The sequence below is a fragment of the Pseudomonas sp. NBRC 111123 genome, from assembly GCF_001320205.1.
GTDB lineage: Bacteria > Pseudomonadota > Gammaproteobacteria > Pseudomonadales > Pseudomonadaceae > Aquipseudomonas > Aquipseudomonas putida_J.
In genome coordinates this window covers 103,819-123,167 of sequence record NZ_BCAZ01000005.1, presented here as the reverse complement: position 1 = coordinate 123,167, position 19,349 = coordinate 103,819, and the positions used below count along the sequence as shown (strand labels likewise).

The window sequence follows — 19,349 nt, the reverse complement described above, 5'->3', positions numbered from 1 at the left end:
ATGCTGCGCTACATACTGATGCGCCTGGTGTTGCTGGTGCCAGTGATGTTAGGCGTGTCGCTGCTGGTGTTCGTGCTGTTGCACCTGGGCAGTACGGACCCGGCGCTGGATTATCTACGCCTGTCGCACATCCCGCCGACCGATGCGGCCATCACCGAAGTGCGCCACACCTTGGGCCTGGATCGTCCCTTGCACGAGCAGTACCTGAGCTGGCTGTGGAAAGCCCTGCATCTGGACTTCGGTATTTCCTACCTGACGGGCCGGCCGGTGCTCGATGACCTGCTGTACTACCTGCCCGCCACCCTGCAACTCGGCGGCTTGGCCCTGGCCTGCACGCTGTTACTGTCGATTCCGCTAGGGCTGATGGCGGCACGTTGGCAGGGCCGCTGGCCCGATCATGCGGTACGAGCGGTCACCTTCCTGGGCGTGTCGATGCCCAACTTCTGGCTGGCGTTCTTGCTGATCGCGCTGTTCTCGCTGTGGCTGGGCTGGTTACCACCGCTGGGACGTGGCACGGCTGGGCACCTGGTGATGCCGGTGCTGGCCATTGCCCTGATGTCGATGTCGATAAACGCCCGCCTGCTACGCGCCAGCTTGCTCGAAGTTAGCGGCCAGCGCCATGTCACCTACGCCCGCGCCCGCGGCCTGCCCGAGCGCCGGGTATGGCGCCACCATGTGCTTCGCAACGCCTGGCTGCCATTTGTCACGGCCACCGGCATGCACGTGGGCGAGTTGATAGGGGGTGTACTGGTGATCGAAACCATCTTCGCCTGGCCCGGAGTGGGTCGTTTCGCCGTTTCGGCGGTGCTCAACCGAGACTTCCCAGTGATGCAGTGTTTTACCCTGCTGCTGACCGGTCTGCTCATGGTCTGTAACCTGGTGGTGGACGTGTGTTACGCCTGGCTCGATCCGCGCAGCCGGCTGGAGGGCGCTAGCGCATGACCGTTCTCACCACAATTCGTCGGCCGGCACTGGCCGGCCACACTGGCCTGATTATCGGAATAATCCTGGTGGGTCTTCTGATTGTCCTGGCCGTGTTCGGCCAGTGGCTGGCACCGCACGACCCTGACCTGGTCGACCTCAGTCAGCGTCTGATGCCTCCGGACGCCCGGCACTGGCTGGGCACCGATCACCTGGGCCGCGACCTGCTCTCCCGCTTGATTGTCGGCACCCGACTGTCACTGGGCAGCGTGATGCTCACGCTGGCAATGGTGTTGGCCCTTGGGCTTGTCGTGGGTGGGCTTGCGGGCTTCGTCGGCGGGCGGACCGACCTGCTGCTGATGCGTCTGTGCGATATGTTCATGACCTTCCCGACGCTGGTGCTGGCGTTCTTCTTCGTTACCCTGCTCGGTACCGGCCTGACCAACGTGATCATCGCCATCGCGTTGTCCCATTGGGCCTGGTATGCACGCATGGTGCGCGGCATGGTGATTGCTCAGCGCGGTCGCGAATACGTGCTGGCTTCGCGCTTGGCCGGCGCTTCGCGCTGGACGCGCCTGCGTCAGCATGTACTGCCAAACATCGCCGGCCCGCTGCTGGTGCTGGCGACCATGGACATCGGGCACATGATGATGCACGTCTCGGGCCTGTCGTTTCTGGGCCTGGGGGTGACGCCTCCGACCGCCGAATGGGGCGTGATGATCAACGACGCCAAGGAATTCATCTGGACCCACCCACAGTTGCTGCTGTTGCCGGGGCTGATGATCTTCTTCTCGGTAATGGCCTTCAACCTGCTGGGCGATGCCCTGCGCGACCGCCTTGACCCGACTCGGGAGCACCACTAGATGACTCCATCTACCCTGGAAGTCCGTGACCTGCGTATCGAGGGCCATGCCAGCGCATTGGTGCAGGGCGTCGATCTCCAACTGCATCGCGGCGAAGTCAGTGCACTGGTCGGGGCCAGTGGTTCAGGCAAATCGCTGAGCTGCCTGGGCATGCTCGACCTGTTGCCGGCAGGCCTTTTACGCACACAGGGCCAGTTGCTGCTCGACGACCAACCGGTGAACGCAGCCCAAGTGCGCGGCCGCCTGGCCAGCCTGGTGCTGCAAAACCCGCGTAGCGCCTTCAACCCGGTACGCAACATGGCCAGCCACGGGCTGGAAACGCTTCGCCAGCGCGGCATGACAGGTACCAGTGCCCGTGAGCGCATGGCCCATTGCTTGGAAGTCGTGGGCTTGGAAGATCAAACCCGCGTCCTGCAATCGTTCGCCTTCCAGCTCAGCGGCGGCATGCTGCAACGCATGATGATCGCCCTGGCGTTAATGGCCGAAACGCCGTTTCTCCTGGCGGACGAACCCACCAGTGATCTGGATGTGCTGAGTCAAGCGCGCTTTCTCGATCTGCTCATGGAGTTGGTCGAGGGGCATGGCCTTGGCGTGCTACTGGTAACTCACGACATGGGCGTGGTAGCGCGCTGCGCCGATCAGGTCGCGGTGATGGAGGCTGGCCGGATTGTCGAGCGGCAGCCGGTGAATGCACTGTTCAGCAACCCCACCAGCGACGTCGCGCGCACGCTGCTCGAAGCCCATCAAATCCTGTGCGGAAGCCCATTATGAGCCTGCTACATGTCCACCAATTGAGCCATCGATACCGCACTGGCGGATTGCTGCACAAACGCGGTTGGCTACAGGTCCTCGACGGTATAGATCTGGAGCTTCAGGCAGGCCAATCGCTCGGCTTGCTGGGCAGCAGTGGCAGTGGCAAAAGCACGCTGGCCCGCCTGCTGCTCGGGTTGGAAAAACCGAGCCAGGGCGAGGTGACGTTCGCCGGCCAAGCCGTCAGCCAATTACGAGGTGAATCAGCGCGTGCATTCCAACGCACCGTGCAGTTGGTGTTCCAGGACGCGCCAGGCGCATTTAATCCGCAGCGCAGCATCGGCTGGAGCATTGCGGAGCCGTTGCGTCACTTGAGCAATCTGGATCAGCCAGCCCGCCGCACACGTGCCGTTGAGTTGCTTGAACAAATGGGCCTGCGTGCCGAGCACGCAGAACGCCTGCCACAGCAACTCAGCGGAGGTCAGCTACAAAGGGCCAGCATCGCACGAGCGTTGGCGATTTCACCAAAACTGGTGGTGCTCGACGAGGCGCTATCCAACCTGGATCGTGTGCTGCAACTGCAACTGCTGCAACGCCTCGAAGCACTGCGTCGCGATCATGGCACTGCCTTCCTTCTGATCACCCATGACCTCAGTCTGGTGCGCTACTTTTGCCAGCGGGTTGTCGTGCTCGATGCTGGGCGCATGGTCGAAGACCGCCTGATAAACGGCAACCTGTCGTTTGACCACCCGGTAGGGCAACAGCTGCAAGCCGCCGTGCTGCCTGAACGCCCAACAAAGGCCGGCGCTCGGGTGAATGGATCTTTCGTGTGAGCAAATGAGCGTAATGGGCACTCATCCTCAGCGGGTAGAAAGCAGGCGGTCAGCACTGTGCGCTATCGGCCACCGGTACCAGGCCCCTTTGTAGATCACGTTATCGCGACCCTGCGTAGCGCATTTAATTTTCAGCTGCCTGGTTAACCTAAATAAGGTCAGGCTTCGCGACCGGCCGCTTCGGGTCGAGAGCGGCCAGTCGCGAAAGGCCGCTTACGACCCATAGCGGACATCTGTAAACGGTACTGACCAGAGCTATGGAACGCCGCCTGCTCTGGGGTGGTGGGGGGGCGGCCTTGGATGCAGGCACGCCCAATAGCAGACCACCAAGGCAACGCACAGACGTTTTTGTGAACCGAAGGAAGTTTTGCTATAACAGCCGGCCACCTCAAAGGAATGAACCTATGACAACCAAATCTGTAATTTTTCTCACCGCTGCGCTTGCTTCAGGTTTCGCCATGGCGGCGGGTGAGCCTGATTATTCAGTGTCAGAAGAGCATTGCACTCCTGAGTACTGGGAGAATCTACCAGATGGCAAGAAGACGGAAGATCTAATCGATAAGTGCGATGCTCTGGAGCCATCCGAGAACGGCGGTTCTGGGCAAAAGACCCGCTGAGCGCGATCCGAAGGATAAGGAGCCCGTAGGCTCCTTATTGGCGAGGTGGCTTGTCAGGCTAGATGCTCAGAAATTGTCTTCTGGGCTTTTCTTGAATTCCCATTCGGTCATCTTCTTCGCGGCGATGAAACTCTTGCAGTTTGCGATGAACTCGTTACGGTTCGATTCTTTCGACAAACTCGCCAGATTCTTTTCGTACATCTGCGGAGCACAGTTGTCTGCTGTCGGCTCGGGTACTTTTTCCTCTGAGCAGGCTGCCAAAATCATGGCCAATCCCATGGCTGCACCCAGCCGAGCCAATTTGATATCCATATTGTGATCCTTAGGTCATTGCGTTCAGCTTGGTAGTGGGCTCCCTTGAGCCCGGCAGTAGCCTAAAGCGCGGGGGCGTGAAACACCAGCCTCGGCCATTTCTCTCGCTATACACCAACGGACGTTTTGTGTCGAAAGCAGCCATTTACGACCGGTAACTAACGCTCCCGAGCGTGCACATCGAGCGAATCATGCGCAGGACCAGCGAGCAACTCTCGCCGTTTGACGGCAAAAGCACAGTCCTGTCAGCTACAAGACTCAGGCCGCTGGCTAAAACTGTCCAACTTTTCGGGGGCAGACCACTTCGTGGGAGCAGGTTTAGCCGCGAACACCGGCACTGCAAACCACCTGGCAGCGACCAACCATTGCCCTGTCACTCGACAGCAACTCGGCCGATAGCCAGCACCTGGAGGTTGGGTAGCCCGGTGGATGTCCACTTTCGGCCAGCAACGGCCAGCCTCTTGAGCCACTTCAATTAACTGATTGTTGAAGTTATCAGGGGCCGAAAAAGCTCACTCGGTCGAAGGGGCAGATACTTTGCCGCCCAAGCGGATTAGTTCATTGGAGAAGCACAGTCCGATGATGATCAGTGCCGCTCCCACGTACAGGCTTTCGCGCGGTACCTCATTGAGCACCACAAATGCCAGCAGCGCGGCGAACAGGGGTTCGGTCAGCTCCAGCGCCTGCACTTGTGATGGTTTGAGATACTCGATGGCCTTGGTGGTGCAGAAGAAACCCAGGACTGTCGGCAGCGTGGCCAGCGCCAGTAGTACAGCGATCGCCAGCAGCGACAGCTCTCCTGTCACGAAACCATTGGCCGCAGCCGGCATCAGCAGGTACAGGCTGCCAAAGAACAACAATTGTCGGGTGAAATGCAGCCCTCCCGATACCCCCATCCTTTTCATGGCAACCGAAAAGGCCCCATAGCCACATCCACCAATCGAAGCAAGCACTGCGCCTTGCAGCGTGAAGCCTTCTCCCAGGTCGGCGCCAAAAATCACCGTAATACCGGCGATGGCCAAGCCGGCGCCAACCATTGCGTTGGCGGTAATGGGGTCATGAAGGACCATGCGTCCAAAGAGAATCGACGATATGGAGGCGCTCGCCATCAGAATGACGACGACGCCCGCCGCCGCGTAATGGCTATAGGCCGAGGTTTCAAAGTGGAACAACACGAAAATTCCGAGAAAGGCACAAATGGCTGCGTGAAACCACTTGGCAGTGGTCGCGGGTCGCTTGGAAAACAGGAGCAGGACTGACAGTATCAGGCAGCCGAGAACTGTCTTAATTAAGGCGATGCTGCTGGAGTTGAATCCACTGTTCATCAACACCTTGCTAAGTACGCCGATTGTCGCATTCAGGGCCGCGGCGCAGAGTGCAAAGAGGACGCCTTTGCCAAAATAGGATTGCATTAGTACATTCCTTGTCACGGGTCTTTAGAGTACGGAGAGGTCTTGCTGACATAGGGCCACGCGCTTCGAACGCGAGCTCGCTGTCTTACGTATTTCTTGAGCCATTACGGCCGGCCTGCCTTAGTGGAGAAACTGATCCTTGACGTAGTGCACCGTCTTCTCCAGCGTGCGCGCCATATTGGGATGAGTTAACTGATACTTGCGTTCCAATTGCTCGCTATCACTCATGTCGAAGCGCTGCGTATGGATGAAGTGCAATGACTCGTCGCTGATCGCAAATCGTGCTGCCAGCCCGGGAATCGTCAAAAGCCACCTGAGCAACCTTATCGGTACATGCCGGCGGGGCGCCTTGACCTCCAGCGTTTTTGCGATCTGCTCAAGCATCCCGTGCAGGCTCAATGTGTATTCATAGAGCGCCAGCGCCTGCCGGTTGGCCATCGAGGGATCGAACGCCACATAGGTCATCATCGCCACCAGGTAGTCAACGCTGACTAATGGCAACCAGTGCTTGGGGGAACCGGGGACCGCTTTGAACCGACCTTGTGCCAGATTTCGAATGAGTGCGACCAGAGGTTGTCCCTCCAGTATGTGCCCACTCTCGCTGTGGCCACACACCGTAGCAGGATGAACGATCGTGTAGTCCGCGCCCGCATCCTGCATATAACGGATGACTGCAAAATGTGACTCGATCTTGCTTCCTTCGTAACCACCTACACGGCCGTAGACTTTGTGCCAACTTGTGTTTTCAGGGCACTCTATATCAACACCGATACTGGCAAGGTGGTTAAGGTTTTTCAGCATAAAGCCGCCCACCATCAGCAATCGGATGCTCTGGCTCGCCGCAAGCTTGGCGACCCTCAGCGCCCCAAGCACATTGACTGATTGGGCGCGCTCCATTGTCAGCCCCCAGGAAAACTCCGCCGCGAGGTGGAAGATCACAGAGGTCGAAGACACGCACTGCTTGTCCGCTTCGCTGAGCCCAAGCCCGTCTATGCTGATATCGCCCTCAACGGCATGGACATAGGCAGGATTACCGCCCAGTTGACCTACCTGTTTTCTAAGACGCTCAATGTTGCCAGGGGTGCGCATAAGCACCCAGGTCTTGTACCCTGCAGCAGTAAGACGGGCCAGTAAATGTTGCCCCACAAATCCACTGCCGCCTGTGACGAAGCATTCCACGCTCATGCCTGATCCCTTGTTTGGATAATGGGCGCAGGCTAAGGTGTAGAGCACGCTCTACAGTCAAGGAGTTTTTAGTGTGAACGTTGGAGAATTAGAGCGCCGCAGTGGCGTCGGTCGGCATACATTGCGCTATTACGAACAGCTCGGGCTTATCGTGGCACAACGACAAGCCAACAATTACCGCAGTTACAGCGATCAGACGGTTGTTGACCTGGCCTTTATTCAGAGCGCCCAGAGTGGCGGTTTTTCCCTCGCTGAGATTGGAGAAATTCTTGCAGCCAAGCGAGGCAATAAGATCGATTGCGCGCAAGGCGCAGCTTTAGTTGCCAGCAAGATGGTCGAAATTCAAGCGAAGATCGCCAAGCTTCAAGCCGCTTATGTCTTTCTGAACGCAGAGCATGCGAAGCTTGAAGCCAGTGCCATTGCCAACGGTCTGATTACCCCCTTAGCTGCACATCTGCATGCCTCTACGCCATAACCTCCCGGCAAGGCCATTTGCAAGACCAGTTGCTTCCAGGCCTTCATAGGCCTGCCGGGAAACCTTGCGGCCAATCAGCCAATGACTGCCGGTGTCGAATGGCCGCTATGGGTCGATAGCGGTCAGTCGTGACTGTCTGCTTTCGACCCATTGCGGACGTCCGTCAGAGACTGCTTTCGGCTCATACCCGTCGTTCAGAAGGGGCCGCAAAGGCCTGAAACAGACTGTAGGCAATACTAGGGCGGTCTCTGAAGTACTGCGTTTGCATGTTGAGTCATAGGTCATCACGTTTTAGCGGCAGGTTTGAGTCGGAAGCTGACGCCCATACGGTTAAAAGCGTTCATTGCGGCAATGGCCGCTGTCAGGTCGACAAGGTCCTTTTCGGCAAACATTGCCGATGCTGCTGCGTAAGCTTCGTCGGATACATGTGTCTCGCTTACCCGCGTGACTTCTTCTGCCCAGGCCAATGCTGAGCGCTCCTGATCCGAGAACAAATAGTGCGCTTCATGCCATACTGGTACTAACAGCACTTTGTCCACTGAAATACCTGCTTTGATCAGATCGCGTGAGTGCAGATCGATGCAATGGGCGCAGCCGTTGATTTGAGACACCCTGAGAAACACGAGGTGAATCAACGGGGCTGGCAAATTTGTCGCGGTGGTCACGAAATGATGCAGCCCGCCAAGGGCCTTGGCTGCACCAGGCGAAGCTTCAAACCAATTGAGTCGACTCATGATTTCTTTTCCTGTCTTTGAGCAATGAAGAGGGTGACATGCGGATTGCCGCTTGACGGCACACCGCCCAGCTAATGTGCAAACCTATACGCTTGAATTCGATGATGTTCTTAAAGCGGGCTGCAGACTTGATCCACACCATGGCTATCCCTACCAAAGAACGTCTGCACCTCACCGTACCCTGTTTCCCTCCCAGTATTCAGTGACTCCACACCCTTGGCGGTACCTTCAACGGTGAAGTAGTACACGTGATTGAGACCGATGGTGGCGAGGACGGCGGACAGGTAGGATCGCAGAAAGTCGGGTTGACGGGCATGCTGGCCGCTGATGTAGCCCCCGCAAGCTATTGCGACGTAAACCGGACGATCCGTCAGCGATCCGACTTTGCCTTTGGCGGTGCCCAGAAACGTTTTGCCCACGCGTACCACCTGGTCGATCCACATCTTGAGTGGGGCGGGCACGCTGTAGTTGTGCATCGGCGTGGCAATCAGCAGTACGTCGCATGCCTGCAGTTGGTCGATCAACTCGTCGGAACGGCTCAACGTACCCTCCTGACCGCTTGCTATGACTACGCGCTGATTGGCTAACGCCTGGGCGTAAGGCGCATCGACTGGGGCCAAGGAGTTGAGGTCTAAATCGGTCAACTGGATACCCCTTCTGCCGGCCTGACTGGCCAAGGCAAACAGGATCTGCTGGGACAGTTTCAGACTTTCCGAATCCTCTGCATTGGGGCTGGCGACCAGGCGAAGAATGCGCAAAGGAGCAAGTGGCTGTTGTGACGATGTCATGAGGTTCGCCTCCTTGGATGTGCGTGCGGGTTATGGCGTATCGAACTGTTTCTGAAAGCGCAGTGCACCCGTCAACAGGCCTTCACGGAAGTAGAAGCGTTGCGCGCGGGCGTTGGCCAAACCCGTGTCGAGCACCAGGCGTGCACAACCGCTGGCGCGGGCCAGTCGCTCCAAGGCTTGCAATAAGCGCGAGCCCCACTGACCTCCCCGCTGAGCCTCGGCGGTTACAAGGTCATCGACATACAGGAATGCGCCGTAGACCAGGTTTTCCTGTAAGCGGTAACCAGCCAGTGCCACAAGAACGCCTAAGTCATAAGCACCAATCAGGCGATAGCCTTCAACGCGCATACGCTCGATGCGGCTGACGAAGTCAGCTTCGCTCGTCAGATGAGGGCGCAATTGCTGCATTACCGGGAATGCGCTGCAGAGGTCATGGGTGCTGTCCAGGGGGCGCAGGGACGTGTCGGCCAGGTCGAGCACGCTGGGTATGAAGTTGTGCAAAGGGGATGTCATGGGAGTTGCCCTCATGAGTAGGTGATGGCGCTATATTGGACTACCATTGACCCACTTGATTGAGCCAAGAAATGGGATATGAACTAGGCCATGATGACCTCCCCTAAGCCGCCTTTTGCTCCCTTGGAAGAGCAGTCTGCCTTGCCTCTGTATCGTCAACTGTACGACCGCGTACTGGCCGCCGTTGCCGCAGGCACGTTGTCCCCCGGTGACCGCTTGCCGTCGGCGCGCGCCATGGCCAAGGAGCTGGGGGTGGCCCGTGGCACCGTCGAATTGGCCTATTCGCTGCTGGCCAGCGAGGGTTACCTCCTGGCGCTCGGGCAGAAAGGCACCGTAATCAATCCTGAACTGCAGAAGCCCGTGTCGGAGGCCACCGCATTACCAGTCAGCAGCCAAGTGATCGAAGACGCACCTGATTCGCTCTGGCGTCCACCGCAGCTGTTGCCGTTCCAGATGGGGGTACCGGCGCTGGATGCATTTCCGCGCAAGATATGGGCGCGTCTCGGTGCTCGGTATCTCCGTGGGATGCGTCTTGGAGATCTGGACTATCCGGCACCCCACGGCCTGGCAGCGTTGCGCAGCGCCATTGCTTCGTATCTGCAGGTGTCCCGAGGTATCGATTGCGGTGCCCATCAGGTGTTTATCACCAGCGGTTGGCGCAATAGCCTGTCCTTAGTCGCACATACCCTGTTGCAGCCAGGCGAGTGCGCCTGGGTGGAAGACCCGGGCTATCCCACTACGCGCCAGGTGCTTCGCCAGTTCGGCCTGGACCTGGAAGCGGTGCCGGTTGATGCCGAAGGCATGAACGTAGAACACGCCATCGCGGGTTCTCGGACTGCTCAGGTCGTCATGGTGACACCAGGGCATCAGAGCCCGCTGTCGATGGCACTGTCGCTGCCACGCCGGCAACTGCTACTCGATTGGGCTGCCCGCACCGGTGGCTGGATTGTCGAGGACGATTACGACGGCGAGTACCGCTACGTCAGCCGTCCACTTCCAGCGCTGGCCAGCTTGGATCGCCATGGGCGCGTGCTGTATGCCGGCACCTTCAGCAAGGTGCTGTTTCCCGGTATTCGCCTGGCTTATCTGGTGGTGCCGCAGGCGCAGGTGGCAGCGTTCGAGCGCGTCGGCCGGGCCTTGTTTGCTGCCGGGTCACCGTCAATTACCCAGGCTTTGGTGGCGGAGTTCGTTGCCGAGGGACACTTCGCTCGGCATATCCAACGCATGCGCCGCCTCTACAACGAGCGACGGGCATTGACCATCGAAGCACTGGACCGGAGTTTGCCGAAGGGTCTGCAGGTGGAACGCTCGCCAGGCGGCATGCACTTAGTACTGCGTTTGCCGGAGGACGTAAGCGACACCGCCCTGGCCGAGCAGGTGCTGGCCAGGGGTATGTCGGTACAAGCGTTGTCGCGCTGGGCTGCGTCATCGCAGCGTCAGTCAGGTCTGCTCCTGAGTTTTACCAACTGCGCCACGACGGCTCCAGGCGAGCAGCTTGGCGCGTTGATCAGCAAGTTACTCAGTTGAGGTTGGCCTTGTTCAGGCCGAACAGCTCATCGGACGAGCCGGGGATCGCCTGGAAGGCCACATTGAGGCGATTCCAGCCATTGATGGCGACGATTAGGAACGACAAATCCGACAGCTCCTGCTCGGAAAACTGCTCAAGCGCACTCGCATACAGGCTGTTGGAGATACCATGAGGCGGCAGTTGGGTTAGGGCTTCAGTCCACTCCAGCGCCGCCCGCTCTACTGGCGAAAACAGCCCTGACTCACGCCATACGGCCACGTGGTGAAGACGCAGCTCGCGCTCGCCATGGATCTTGGCCTCTTTCACATGCATATCCACGCAGAACGCACAGCCGTTGAGCTGCGAAGCGCGCAACATGATCAGGTGGGCAAGATCGGCCAGTGGCGGTTTCTTGCTCAGTTGTAGGGTGAGTTCCACCAGTTTGTTGGACGCTTGGGGAGACAGCTTGAAGTAATCAAGGCGGTTGTTCATGGGTAGTTGCTCGCAGTGGGTGGAGTTTGTTGGAGCCCACTGTAGCAACGCTTGGAATAGCCCCACAGGGCCAAGATGGTAGCTTCGAACTAGGCCATGTCTGTATCGAAGTACGCCATGAACACCCATCGAGCGGTATGGTCGAAGGGGCGCTATAGGCCGTTCATTGCCCTCCGCGAATGGCCGCAATGGGTCGATAGCAGCCATTGGCGATAGCTCCCAAGCAGGGGGATGTTGCTTCCCGTGCCCCCCTAACACCGCCAAGCACCCTGAAAAACTGTATATCCATGGCATTCGAAGGCAGGCGAGGGCGAGTCATCTGTGAGCCAAGTTTCGGGAATGTAAAGCGATTGGCAGAACGCCGGGGAGGGTGCGTTGGCGGGGGGATGGGCCGAAAATCGGTTCCAAAACTGAAACGGCGACCCTTTTAGTATGCGGCCTGTAGCCATGCCGTTTCGTCTTTGTTGTGGAATCGATCAAGTATCGCGCCAGGCGATACCTGCCAGCACGAAATACGCATTCTTGCTCAGGCGCATTCGCGTATAAGCCTGTTCATGCGCTATCGACGTCTGGACCTCAACCTGCTGGTCGCCCTGGATGTGCTGCTCGAAGAGTGCAGCGTCAGCCGGGCTGCGCAGCGTCTCAACCTTGGCCAGTCTGCGACCAGCGCTGCGCTGGGCCGGTTACGCGAGCACTTTCAGGACCCGCTTTTGTTGCCGGTAGGGCGAGGCCTGGAACCGAGTGCCCTGGCGCGCCAACTGGCACCTAAGGTGCGCGAAGTGCTGAGCCTGACGGGCGAAGTGGTGGAGATGTCGGCGGCATTTGACCCCGCCCGCTGTGACCGGCGCTTCATCCTGGTGGCCTCGGACTATGTGGCGGCCACCCTGGTTCCGGCGGTCAGTCGCACCTTGGCGCGGGTTGCGCCCGGTGTTTCGCTGGTGGTGCGTGACCTGCCGCTGCCGCGTGACGGCGATGTGGTGGCCGAGGCGCTGGACTATCGCCGCAGCGACCTGGTGATCGTGCCGCAGCCGCGCATCAACCCGCGCTACCCTCACGCCTCGCTGCTCCAGGATGAGCTGTGTTGCATCGTCTGCGCAGACACCCCCGGCTACCAACAGGACCTGAGCCTGGCCGATTACTGTGCGGCCGGGCACGTGGTGCGTGAATTCAGCCATGGCCAGAACCTTTCGCTGGACACCCAGCACCTGCGCGAGATGGGTATCGAACGGCGACTCGATGTGGCAGTGCAGAGCTTTGCCCTGATGGCCGAATTCGTCGTCGGCACGCCGCGTATCGCCACGCTGTTCCGCCGCCAGGCCGAGGCGCTGGCGCGACGCTACCCCCTGCGGGTGCTGGCGTCGCCCATTGTCTTTCCGGTGGCCTCGCAAGTCCTGCAGTGGCAGCCGCAGCAAGCCTCTGACCCGGCCCTGGCCTGGCTTCGCCAGGTGCTGACGGAGCAGGCCGAGGCGCTGGATCAAGGCTGATGGTCGCCGGTATCTGCGACCAGCCCGTGGCTTTCGATGGCCAGCAGGGCGCAGCGCTCGTCGTTGTCCGAGGTGTCGCCACTGACGCCGATCGCACCCAGCACGCAGCCCTCGGTATCACATAGCAGGATGCCCCCGGGCATGGGAATCACCTCGCCGTCGGTTAGGCTGTTGATGGCCGCGAAGAATGCCGGCATCGCTTGGGCACGGCGAGCCAGTTCGCGGCCACCCAAGCCCATGCCCAGGCAACCACGGGCCTTGCCGGTAGCGATCTGCGGGCGCAGGAAGCTGGCCTGCTCGTCGCGCAGCACCGCCAGTGGATGCCCTGCGCTGTCGAGCACGGCGGCTGCCAATGGGCGCATGCCCAGGGTGCGGGCGTGGCGCAGGGTGGTGGCGGCCAGTTGCGCAGCCAGTTCGAAGTCCAGGGTAGGCATGGTCACAGGCTCCATTTGCCGAGTTCGGCTACGCGGTCGCGGGTGTAGAGGTCGGTCCATTTCAGCGAGTTGAAGTCCGACACCTGTTTGGGGTTGTAGCCCGTGCGTTGCAGGCGCACCGGCTCGCCGGCCTTGTACACGGCCAGCAGGCGACTGCGGTCCTGGAGGATGCGGATGTCGTCCAGGGGCGAGCCGTCCAGCACCAGCAGGTCGGCCTGCTTGCCCGGCTCGAGCGTGCCGAGGGTCTCGCCCTTGGGCATCAGCCGTGCGCCGACGTTGGTGGCGGCGTACAGCGCCTCGGCCGGGGTGAAGCCCAGGCGTCGTACCAGCAATTCGAGTTCGCGGGCATGCCATTCTCCATAGGGGGTGATGGCAAAGCCGCTGTCGCTGCCGCAGGCAAAGGGCACGCCGGCAGCCTTGGCGCGCTTGAGTACCGGTGTGCCCACCTCCAGCGTGCGTGCGCAGTAACCGGCGTAGCCGGTGCTGATGGCGGGGTCGTGGGGCTGGCAGAAGTCCACGGTGTTCTGTGGGAAGGTCATGGTCGGGGCCAGCACGCTGCCTGCCTCAAGCAGCGCCTCGATGCAGGCATCGTCCATGTAGAAGGCGTGGAACACCAGGTCTACGCCGGCCTTGGCGGCATACATGACCGCCTCGCGGCCATAGGCGTGGGTGGCGACGCGGCAGCCGAGGCGATGGGCCTCATCGACCATTTCACGGGTTTCGTCGGCGGTGAAGGCGGCGATGATTTCACCGTTGGGGCGACGGTGGGTGCCGTCCATGGCGATCTTGATCAGGTCCACGCCATCCTTGGCCTGCTTGCGGATTTGCGCGATGGCTTCGGTACGGCTGGTGACCAGCGCGGCGGTGAAGTATTCCGGCGCGCCGACACGGCTGGGGAACCAGTCGTTCAGGCTCTGCCGGTTGGTGATCACGCGGCTGCTGGCGCCGATGCGCGGCCCCTCGAACAGGCCGGCATTGACCGTGTTGCGCACGGCGATGCTGAGCTGGCCGCTGTCGCCGGGGCAGACCATCGAGGTCACGCCTGCGGCCAGTACGTGCTGGGCAAAGAACAGGCCGCGCAAGGCGCGGAATTCGTCGCTGGTCCAGATGTCGATGTCCTCTTCGCTCTGGGCATTGCCGAACGCCAGGTGGGTGTGCACATCCACAAGCCCAGGCATGACGAAATGCCCCTGGGCTTCACGGTCACCAGGCCGAGGGCGCGGTGCCTCTGCGGTCGGCCCGACATGGCGGATCACGCCGCCTTCGATGATCAGCGTGTGCAACGGGCGGGCCTGCAGGCCCGTGCCATCGAACAAGGTGGAACAGTGCAGATGAAGGGCGCTCATGGACGAATTCTCCTCGTCTTGTTGTTTGCCGGCAGGCTAGGCCGTGAGCGCTGCCACGCACCAACAGATGCTGTCGATGGCCCGCCATCGATGCCGTCGATACCTGGCCAAGCCCTTGTCCTTTCTGGGCTGCACGGGAGAAGTCGGGCGGACTCAGCGAGTATCGGCAGTGGCGATGCCTGGCATGGCGATTGGCGATTTTTCCTCGGGGCGGGAGTGGCGCGAGGATGCGTTCGCCAATCAATCACCGAGGACAATTCCATGAAGGCTATTCAAGATGTGTTGCTGGGCCTGGAGGCAGAACGCCAGCGGGCCCTGGTACAGGAAGACCATGCCCGGCTCCACACGCTGTTCGACGATGACCTGCTTTACGTGCACACCACCGGGCTGGTGCACGACAAGCCGCAGTACCTGGACTATGCCCGTGACGCTGTGCGTTACCTGGCGGTAGAGCGTGGCGAGTTGACGGTGAGGGTGTTTGCCGATGGCCTGGCGCTGATGAGCGGGGCGCAGTGCAACCTGCTGCAAAAGCGTGGCGGCGGCGAGCCGGTGCGCGCCGAAGGCTTCGCCACGCAGCTGTGGGTGAAACGCGAGGAGGGGTGGCGGATTGCAGCGTTCCACGGCACGCGGGCACCGGCCTGATGACGCGGTGACCCGCCAGCAGGTACCCGGTCAGCCCTTGATGAGGCTGGCCGGGTACCTGCTGGCGCGGGAGGTCAGGCGGTATGGCCACCGAGGGTCTCGGCGACCCAGTCGGCGATGTAGTGGCCGGCGTTGATGCTGTTGTCGAAGCTGGAGTGCTGCACGCCGCCTTCGCGGTCGGTGAAGATCTTCAGCTCACGTTTTGGGCTGTTGAGCAGTTGCTCGTAGGTGCGATGCGCCCATTTGAGCGGGATCTGCGAGTCTTTCTCGCCGTGGGTGACCAGGAACGGCACGCGAATGCGCTCCAGCACGCCGTCCAGGTGCACGTTTTCAGCGATACGCATGAAGTCGTCCATGTCCTTCGCCCCCCAGACCCAGCACACGTGTGCCCAGTAGTGTGGCACCGGGAAATTGCCTTCCTTCTCCAGGCGGCGCTTTTGCACATCGCGCCAGTCGTGGTTGGCGCCCCACACCACACCGCAGGCGAAACGCGGCTCGAACGCCACCGCGCGCGGGCAGTAATAGCCGCCCAGGGACACACCTTCCAGGCCGATGCGCCCAGGGTCGACGTCGGCGCGGGTTTCCAGCCAGTCCACCACGCGGCTGGCCCAGTGCTCGCTGTCGAAGCGTGCGGTCAGGCCGTGCAGGCGTAACGCCTCGCCAGTGCCGGGCTGGTCGATGATCAGCGACGACACGCCGCGCTTGGCCAGCCAGGCGGGCAGGCCGACGCGGTACTTCATCTCCTTGGTCGAATCCAGGCCGTTGACCTGCACCAGCAGAGGCGCTGGGCCGCTGACGCCCTCGGCGCGCACCAGCAAGCCCGAGAGGTGCTTGCCCTCATAAGGGATTTCCACCCGCTCGCAGTTTTCTGCGGACAGGTCGATACCCCGCGCGAAGGTGTCCAGGAAGCGCTGGTACAGGCCTGCGCGACCCGGCGCGCCATGGGCCTGCAGGCGTTCGCAGGTGAGGTAGTAGGTGGCGGCGCGGTTGTATTTCTCACCGGCGGAGAGGCGTCGCCCAGCCGCTTCGTCTTCCTCGGCCAAGGCGCAGAGTTTGTCGGCCATGTTCGACCAGGTTTCCCTGAAGGCCTGGGTACCGGCAGCGTCTGGCTGCTTGGCGGCTTCCAGCAGTGGTGCGCACATTTCTTCGATTTCGCCCATGCGGGCGCCCATCTCGATGGCCAGGTCCACCGAGAGGTTCCAGACGTAGTTGGTGGGAAAGTAACGGAACATTTGTTGTTGTCCTTCTGCGGTCGTTGGGTACGGCGCCCACAACTGCGGCAGGCACGCAGGGCGCGGTTCGCAAGCAAGGTACGCAGGCAGGGCAGGGCGGGGCCAATCGTGATAAGGGATGCGAGGTATCGTGAAACGCGATGCCCCGGCACCGTTGCGGTGGCCGGGGCGATGGTGGCGGTTCAGGCGGTGGCGCGCAGGGCACCTGGCTGCGTCTCGGCGCGCTGGATGAACTCGCTGATGCGCTCGCGTAGCCAGCGGTGCATGGGGTCACCCTCCATGCTGCGGTGCCAGAGCATGAACTCGCGCATTACCGGGATCTTCACCGGTGGCGGCAGGATGCGCAGGGGCAGGTAGCCGGCGTACAGCTCGGCCAGGCGACGGTGCATGGTCGCGATCCGCGGGGTGCCCACCAATAACTGGGGCAAGGTGTTGAAGTCGTTGGTGATCACTTCCAGGCGGCGGTTGAAGCCGTACTGGTTCATGAACCAGTCTTCGATACTCAGGTGGCGGTTGCGGCCAAAGCCCACCGAGATGTGCCCCATCTGCATGTACTGCTCCAGGCTCAACTGCTCGCCGACCTCGGGGTTGTCGCGCCAGACCATGCAGACATGGTCTTCCTCGAACAGCAGCTGTGCCGGATGGCCGTCGATCAGGTAGCGCTCGGGCACGATCATCATGTCGACCTCGCCGCGCATCAGCAGCTCGGCGCTGCCGTCGCCGGGGCTGATCATTTCGAAGGTAATGTGCGGCGCCTGCTGGTGGATTTTCTGGAGAACCTGGGCGAACAGCACGCTGATCAGGTAATCCGAGGCCACCAGGCGGAAGTGCCGCTTGCTGCTGGCCGGTTCGAACACCGGCTTGGCAGTGATTGACGAACGAATGGTCAGCAGCACCTCGCGCACCGGCTTGGCAAGCTCCAGGGCGTAGGGCGTGGGCTGCATCTTGCGGCCGACCTGCACCAGCAGTTCGTCCTCGAAGAAAGTCCGCAAGCGGCCGAGCACGCCACTGGTGGCCGACTGGGTCATGTGCAGGCGCTCGGCAGCACGGGTGATGTTCTGCTCATCGAGCAGGATGTCCAGGGCAACCAGCAGGTTCAGATCAAGGTGGTGAAAGCGCATGTGATAGCTCTCGGTTCTTGTAGTTATTTTCGCGATACCTTCCCGCTGGATTACCGATACGTCAATACCTTCCCCTGCTGCAGCCAGCCAACGCCAGGCGCCATGGGCTGGCGCGCAGGTATCGCGATTGCCGATGCCTCGCATCCCGACATGCGATTGGTCACTCCGGCCCACCACCGAGCAACCTGCGCTCCAGTCGAACGGCCGCCATGCCGCCGCGACCCACTACCGGTGACCCTGCCTCGCCGAATAACAATTTCAATGGAGTGGTAGCCATGAACATTCTTGGTCTCGACGCGCTGGTATTCGGCGTCGACGATATCCAGGCCTGTGCCGAATGCTTGCAAGACTACGGCCTCACGGCCGTGCAACTGGACGCCGACGGCGGCCGTTTCGAAGCGCTGGATGGCACCGCGATCATCATCCGCCGCGGCGACGACAGCCGCCTGCCGCCAGCGCTGGGCCCTACGCCGTCGCTGCGTGAAACTATCTACGGCGTGGCCGCCGCGACGGACCTGGAGGCGATCGCCGACGAACTGGGCCGTGACCGCGCGGTGCACCGCGACGCCGGCGGCGCACTGCATACCGTCGATGACCTGGGTTTCGCCATCGCCTTCCAGGTGACCTGCCGCCGCGCCTTCGAAGCGCCGGCTGACCTCACCAATGCCCCTGGCAGCGCGCCGCAGCGCCCGCTCAACCAGCTGGGCATCGCTCCAGACATGCCGGCCCTGCCACGCACCTTGTCCCACGTGGTGTACTTCGTGCCCGACGCGGCCAAGGGCGAAGCGTTCTACCGCGACCGCCTGGGCTTCGTCACCACCGACAGCTTCATCGGCGTCGGCCCGTTCATGCGCACAGCCGGCATGGACGACCACCACTGCCTGTTCATGATCCAGACGCCGCCGCACATGCAGGGCTGCGAGCACTTCACCTTCCACATGGGCAGCGGCACCGAGGTGCTTCTGGCCGGCACGCGCTTCCAGCAGAACGGCTGGACCAGCTTCTGGGGGCCGGGCCGGCATCTGCTGGGCTCCAACTGGTTCTGGTACTTCAACAGCCCGCTCGGTTGCCACATCGAGTACGACGCCGACATGGACAAGCACGATGACGCGTGGGCGGCGCGCCAGGCGCCGATGTCGGCCGACAACTCGCAGCTGTTCCTGTTCACCTCGCGGGAGAAATGGGCACCGAGCGGCCCACCGCCGAAGCAGGGTTGAAGCATGGGTTGCGTGGCGCTGTGCCGGCTCGATGCGCTGGGCGAAGGCCAGGCGCGCGGCTTCGACCCGCAGGGCCAGGGCGCGGACAGCGTGTTCGCCCTGCGCCACCGGGGCCAGGTCAGGGTCTACCGCAACCTTTGCCCGCACCTGCTGGTGCCGTTGGAGTACCGCAAAGATCGCTTTCTGAGTGCCGATGGCCAGTGGGTCGTGTGCTATGCCCACGGCGCGCGCTTCCGGCCCGAGGACGGCGCCTGCGTCCACGGCCCCTGCCGTGGCGAGGCCTTGCAGGTGCTGGTGCACCAGGAAGTGGACGGCTGGTTGCTATTGCCGCTGGTGCAGCTCGAACGCTGACCTATCGCGCCGCGCGATAGGTCGCATCCCGCGACGCGATTGGTCAACGCCCGGCACAGCCGGGAAGCTGTGCCCAGGCACAGGAAACGGTCGCCTCGCATGACGGGGCGGACAACAAGA

At 61.4% G+C, this 19,349-nt stretch carries 22 protein-coding genes; 11 read left to right on the top strand and 11 right to left on the bottom strand.

What is annotated here, in order from left to right; translation table 11 throughout:
- The 5 genes from nikB (at position 1) to APH27_RS04830 (ending at position 3,984) form a co-directional block, all read left to right on the top strand.
- Positions 1–942, top strand: a complete 942-nt coding sequence (gene nikB / locus APH27_RS04850) for a nickel ABC transporter permease subunit NikB (protein ID WP_060484145.1) — start codon at positions 1–3, stop codon at positions 940–942.
- Positions 939–1,784, top strand: coding sequence for a nickel ABC transporter permease subunit NikC (gene nikC, locus APH27_RS04845; RefSeq protein ID WP_060484144.1), 846 nt, complete (start codon positions 939–941; stop codon positions 1,782–1,784). The genes nikB and nikC overlap by 4 nt, the downstream gene beginning before the upstream one ends.
- Entirely contained in the window at positions 1,785–2,555 is a 771-nt protein-coding gene (gene nikD / locus APH27_RS04840) for a nickel import ATP-binding protein NikD (RefSeq protein ID WP_060484143.1), read from the top strand.
- Positions 2,552–3,367, top strand: coding sequence for a nickel import ATP-binding protein NikE (gene nikE / locus APH27_RS04835; protein ID WP_027916901.1), 816 nt, complete (start codon positions 2,552–2,554; stop codon positions 3,365–3,367). The genes nikD and nikE overlap by 4 nt, the downstream gene beginning before the upstream one ends.
- Before the next feature lie 404 nt (positions 3,368–3,771).
- Positions 3,772–3,984: a hypothetical protein gene (locus APH27_RS04830; protein ID WP_060484142.1), complete on the top strand. Its 213-nt coding sequence runs from the start codon at positions 3,772–3,774 to the stop codon at positions 3,982–3,984.
- Positions 3,985–4,050: 66 nt separating this feature from the next.
- Here the strand turns inward: APH27_RS04830 and trbK are convergent, their stop codons facing one another.
- From trbK to APH27_RS04815, 3 genes are all read right to left on the bottom strand, one after another.
- A complete protein-coding gene (gene trbK / locus APH27_RS04825; RefSeq protein ID WP_060484141.1) occupies positions 4,051–4,296 on the bottom strand; it encodes an entry exclusion lipoprotein TrbK in 246 nt (81 codons plus the stop codon).
- A gap of 512 nt (positions 4,297–4,808) precedes the next feature.
- Positions 4,809–5,708 carry a DMT family transporter gene (locus tag APH27_RS04820; RefSeq protein ID WP_060484140.1) on the bottom strand — a complete coding sequence of 300 codons (900 nt, stop codon included), beginning with the start codon at positions 5,706–5,708 and terminating at the stop codon, positions 4,809–4,811.
- Between the two features lie 120 nt (positions 5,709–5,828).
- The gene (locus APH27_RS04815; RefSeq protein WP_060484139.1) at positions 5,829–6,893 is read right to left on the bottom strand and encodes an SDR family oxidoreductase; all 1,065 of its coding nucleotides are present in this window, start codon (positions 6,891–6,893) and stop codon (positions 5,829–5,831) included.
- Positions 6,894–6,966: 73 nt separating this feature from the next.
- Between APH27_RS04815 and APH27_RS04810 the strand changes: the two genes are divergently transcribed.
- The gene (locus APH27_RS04810) at positions 6,967–7,368 is read left to right on the top strand and encodes a MerR family transcriptional regulator (RefSeq protein ID WP_060484138.1); all 402 of its coding nucleotides are present in this window, start codon (positions 6,967–6,969) and stop codon (positions 7,366–7,368) included.
- Positions 7,369–7,652: 284 nt separating this feature from the next.
- On the opposite strand, the gene APH27_RS04805 is transcribed toward APH27_RS04810, so the two are convergent.
- The 3 genes from APH27_RS04805 to APH27_RS04795 all read right to left on the bottom strand — a co-directional run bounded on the left by APH27_RS04805 (position 7,653) and on the right by APH27_RS04795 (position 9,403).
- On the bottom strand, positions 7,653–8,102 hold the full coding sequence (locus APH27_RS04805) for a carboxymuconolactone decarboxylase family protein (RefSeq protein ID WP_023532827.1): 450 nt from the start codon (positions 8,100–8,102) through the stop codon (positions 7,653–7,655).
- A 110-nt stretch (positions 8,103–8,212) separates the two neighbouring features.
- A complete protein-coding gene (locus tag APH27_RS04800; RefSeq protein WP_060484137.1) occupies positions 8,213–8,890 on the bottom strand; it encodes an FMN-dependent NADH-azoreductase in 678 nt (225 codons plus the stop codon).
- Positions 8,891–8,920: 30 nt separating this feature from the next.
- On the bottom strand, positions 8,921–9,403 hold the full coding sequence (locus APH27_RS04795; RefSeq protein ID WP_023532427.1) for a GNAT family N-acetyltransferase: 483 nt from the start codon (positions 9,401–9,403) through the stop codon (positions 8,921–8,923).
- 90 nt (positions 9,404–9,493) lie between these two features.
- Here APH27_RS04795 and APH27_RS04790 point away from each other — a divergent pair, with 90 nt between their 5' ends.
- The gene (locus APH27_RS04790; RefSeq protein ID WP_033728313.1) at positions 9,494–10,930 is read left to right on the top strand and encodes a PLP-dependent aminotransferase family protein; all 1,437 of its coding nucleotides are present in this window, start codon (positions 9,494–9,496) and stop codon (positions 10,928–10,930) included.
- Here APH27_RS04790 and APH27_RS04785 read toward each other — a convergent pair.
- Entirely contained in the window at positions 10,923–11,402 is a 480-nt protein-coding gene (locus tag APH27_RS04785; RefSeq protein ID WP_023532684.1) for a carboxymuconolactone decarboxylase family protein, read from the bottom strand. The genes APH27_RS04790 and APH27_RS04785 overlap by 8 nt on opposite strands.
- 554 nt (positions 11,403–11,956) lie before the next feature.
- Here APH27_RS04785 and APH27_RS04780 point away from each other — a divergent pair.
- Positions 11,957–12,886, top strand: a complete 930-nt coding sequence (locus APH27_RS04780) for a LysR family transcriptional regulator (RefSeq protein ID WP_060484136.1) — start codon at positions 11,957–11,959, stop codon at positions 12,884–12,886.
- Here APH27_RS04780 and APH27_RS04775 read toward each other — a convergent pair.
- On the bottom strand, positions 12,877–13,320 hold the full coding sequence (locus APH27_RS04775; protein WP_027916894.1) for a heme-binding protein: 444 nt from the start codon (positions 13,318–13,320) through the stop codon (positions 12,877–12,879). The two genes, APH27_RS04780 and APH27_RS04775, sit on opposite strands and share 10 nt — an antisense overlap.
- A gap of 2 nt (positions 13,321–13,322) precedes the next feature.
- Positions 13,323–14,666 carry an amidohydrolase family protein gene (locus APH27_RS04770; protein WP_060484135.1) on the bottom strand — a complete coding sequence of 448 codons (1,344 nt, stop codon included), beginning with the start codon at positions 14,664–14,666 and terminating at the stop codon, positions 13,323–13,325.
- 261 nt (positions 14,667–14,927) lie between these two features.
- Between APH27_RS04770 and APH27_RS04765 the strand changes: the two genes are divergently transcribed.
- A complete protein-coding gene (locus APH27_RS04765) occupies positions 14,928–15,308 on the top strand; it encodes a nuclear transport factor 2 family protein (protein ID WP_060484134.1) in 381 nt (126 codons plus the stop codon).
- Between the two features lie 74 nt (positions 15,309–15,382).
- Here APH27_RS04765 and APH27_RS04760 read toward each other — a convergent pair whose 3' ends face one another.
- Entirely contained in the window at positions 15,383–16,540 is a 1,158-nt protein-coding gene (locus APH27_RS04760) for a S9 family peptidase (protein WP_060484133.1), read from the bottom strand.
- Positions 16,541–16,722: 182 nt separating this feature from the next.
- Positions 16,723–17,661, bottom strand: coding sequence for a LysR family transcriptional regulator (locus tag APH27_RS04755; protein ID WP_027916890.1), 939 nt, complete (start codon positions 17,659–17,661; stop codon positions 16,723–16,725).
- A 275-nt stretch (positions 17,662–17,936) separates the two neighbouring features.
- Between APH27_RS04755 and APH27_RS04750 the strand changes: the two genes are divergently transcribed.
- On the top strand, positions 17,937–18,878 hold the full coding sequence (locus APH27_RS04750) for a VOC family protein (RefSeq protein WP_027916889.1): 942 nt from the start codon (positions 17,937–17,939) through the stop codon (positions 18,876–18,878).
- 3 nt (positions 18,879–18,881) lie between these two features.
- Positions 18,882–19,229: a Rieske 2Fe-2S domain-containing protein gene (locus APH27_RS04745; RefSeq protein ID WP_060484132.1), complete on the top strand. Its 348-nt coding sequence runs from the start codon at positions 18,882–18,884 to the stop codon at positions 19,227–19,229.
- Positions 19,230–19,349 lie beyond the last annotated feature (120 nt).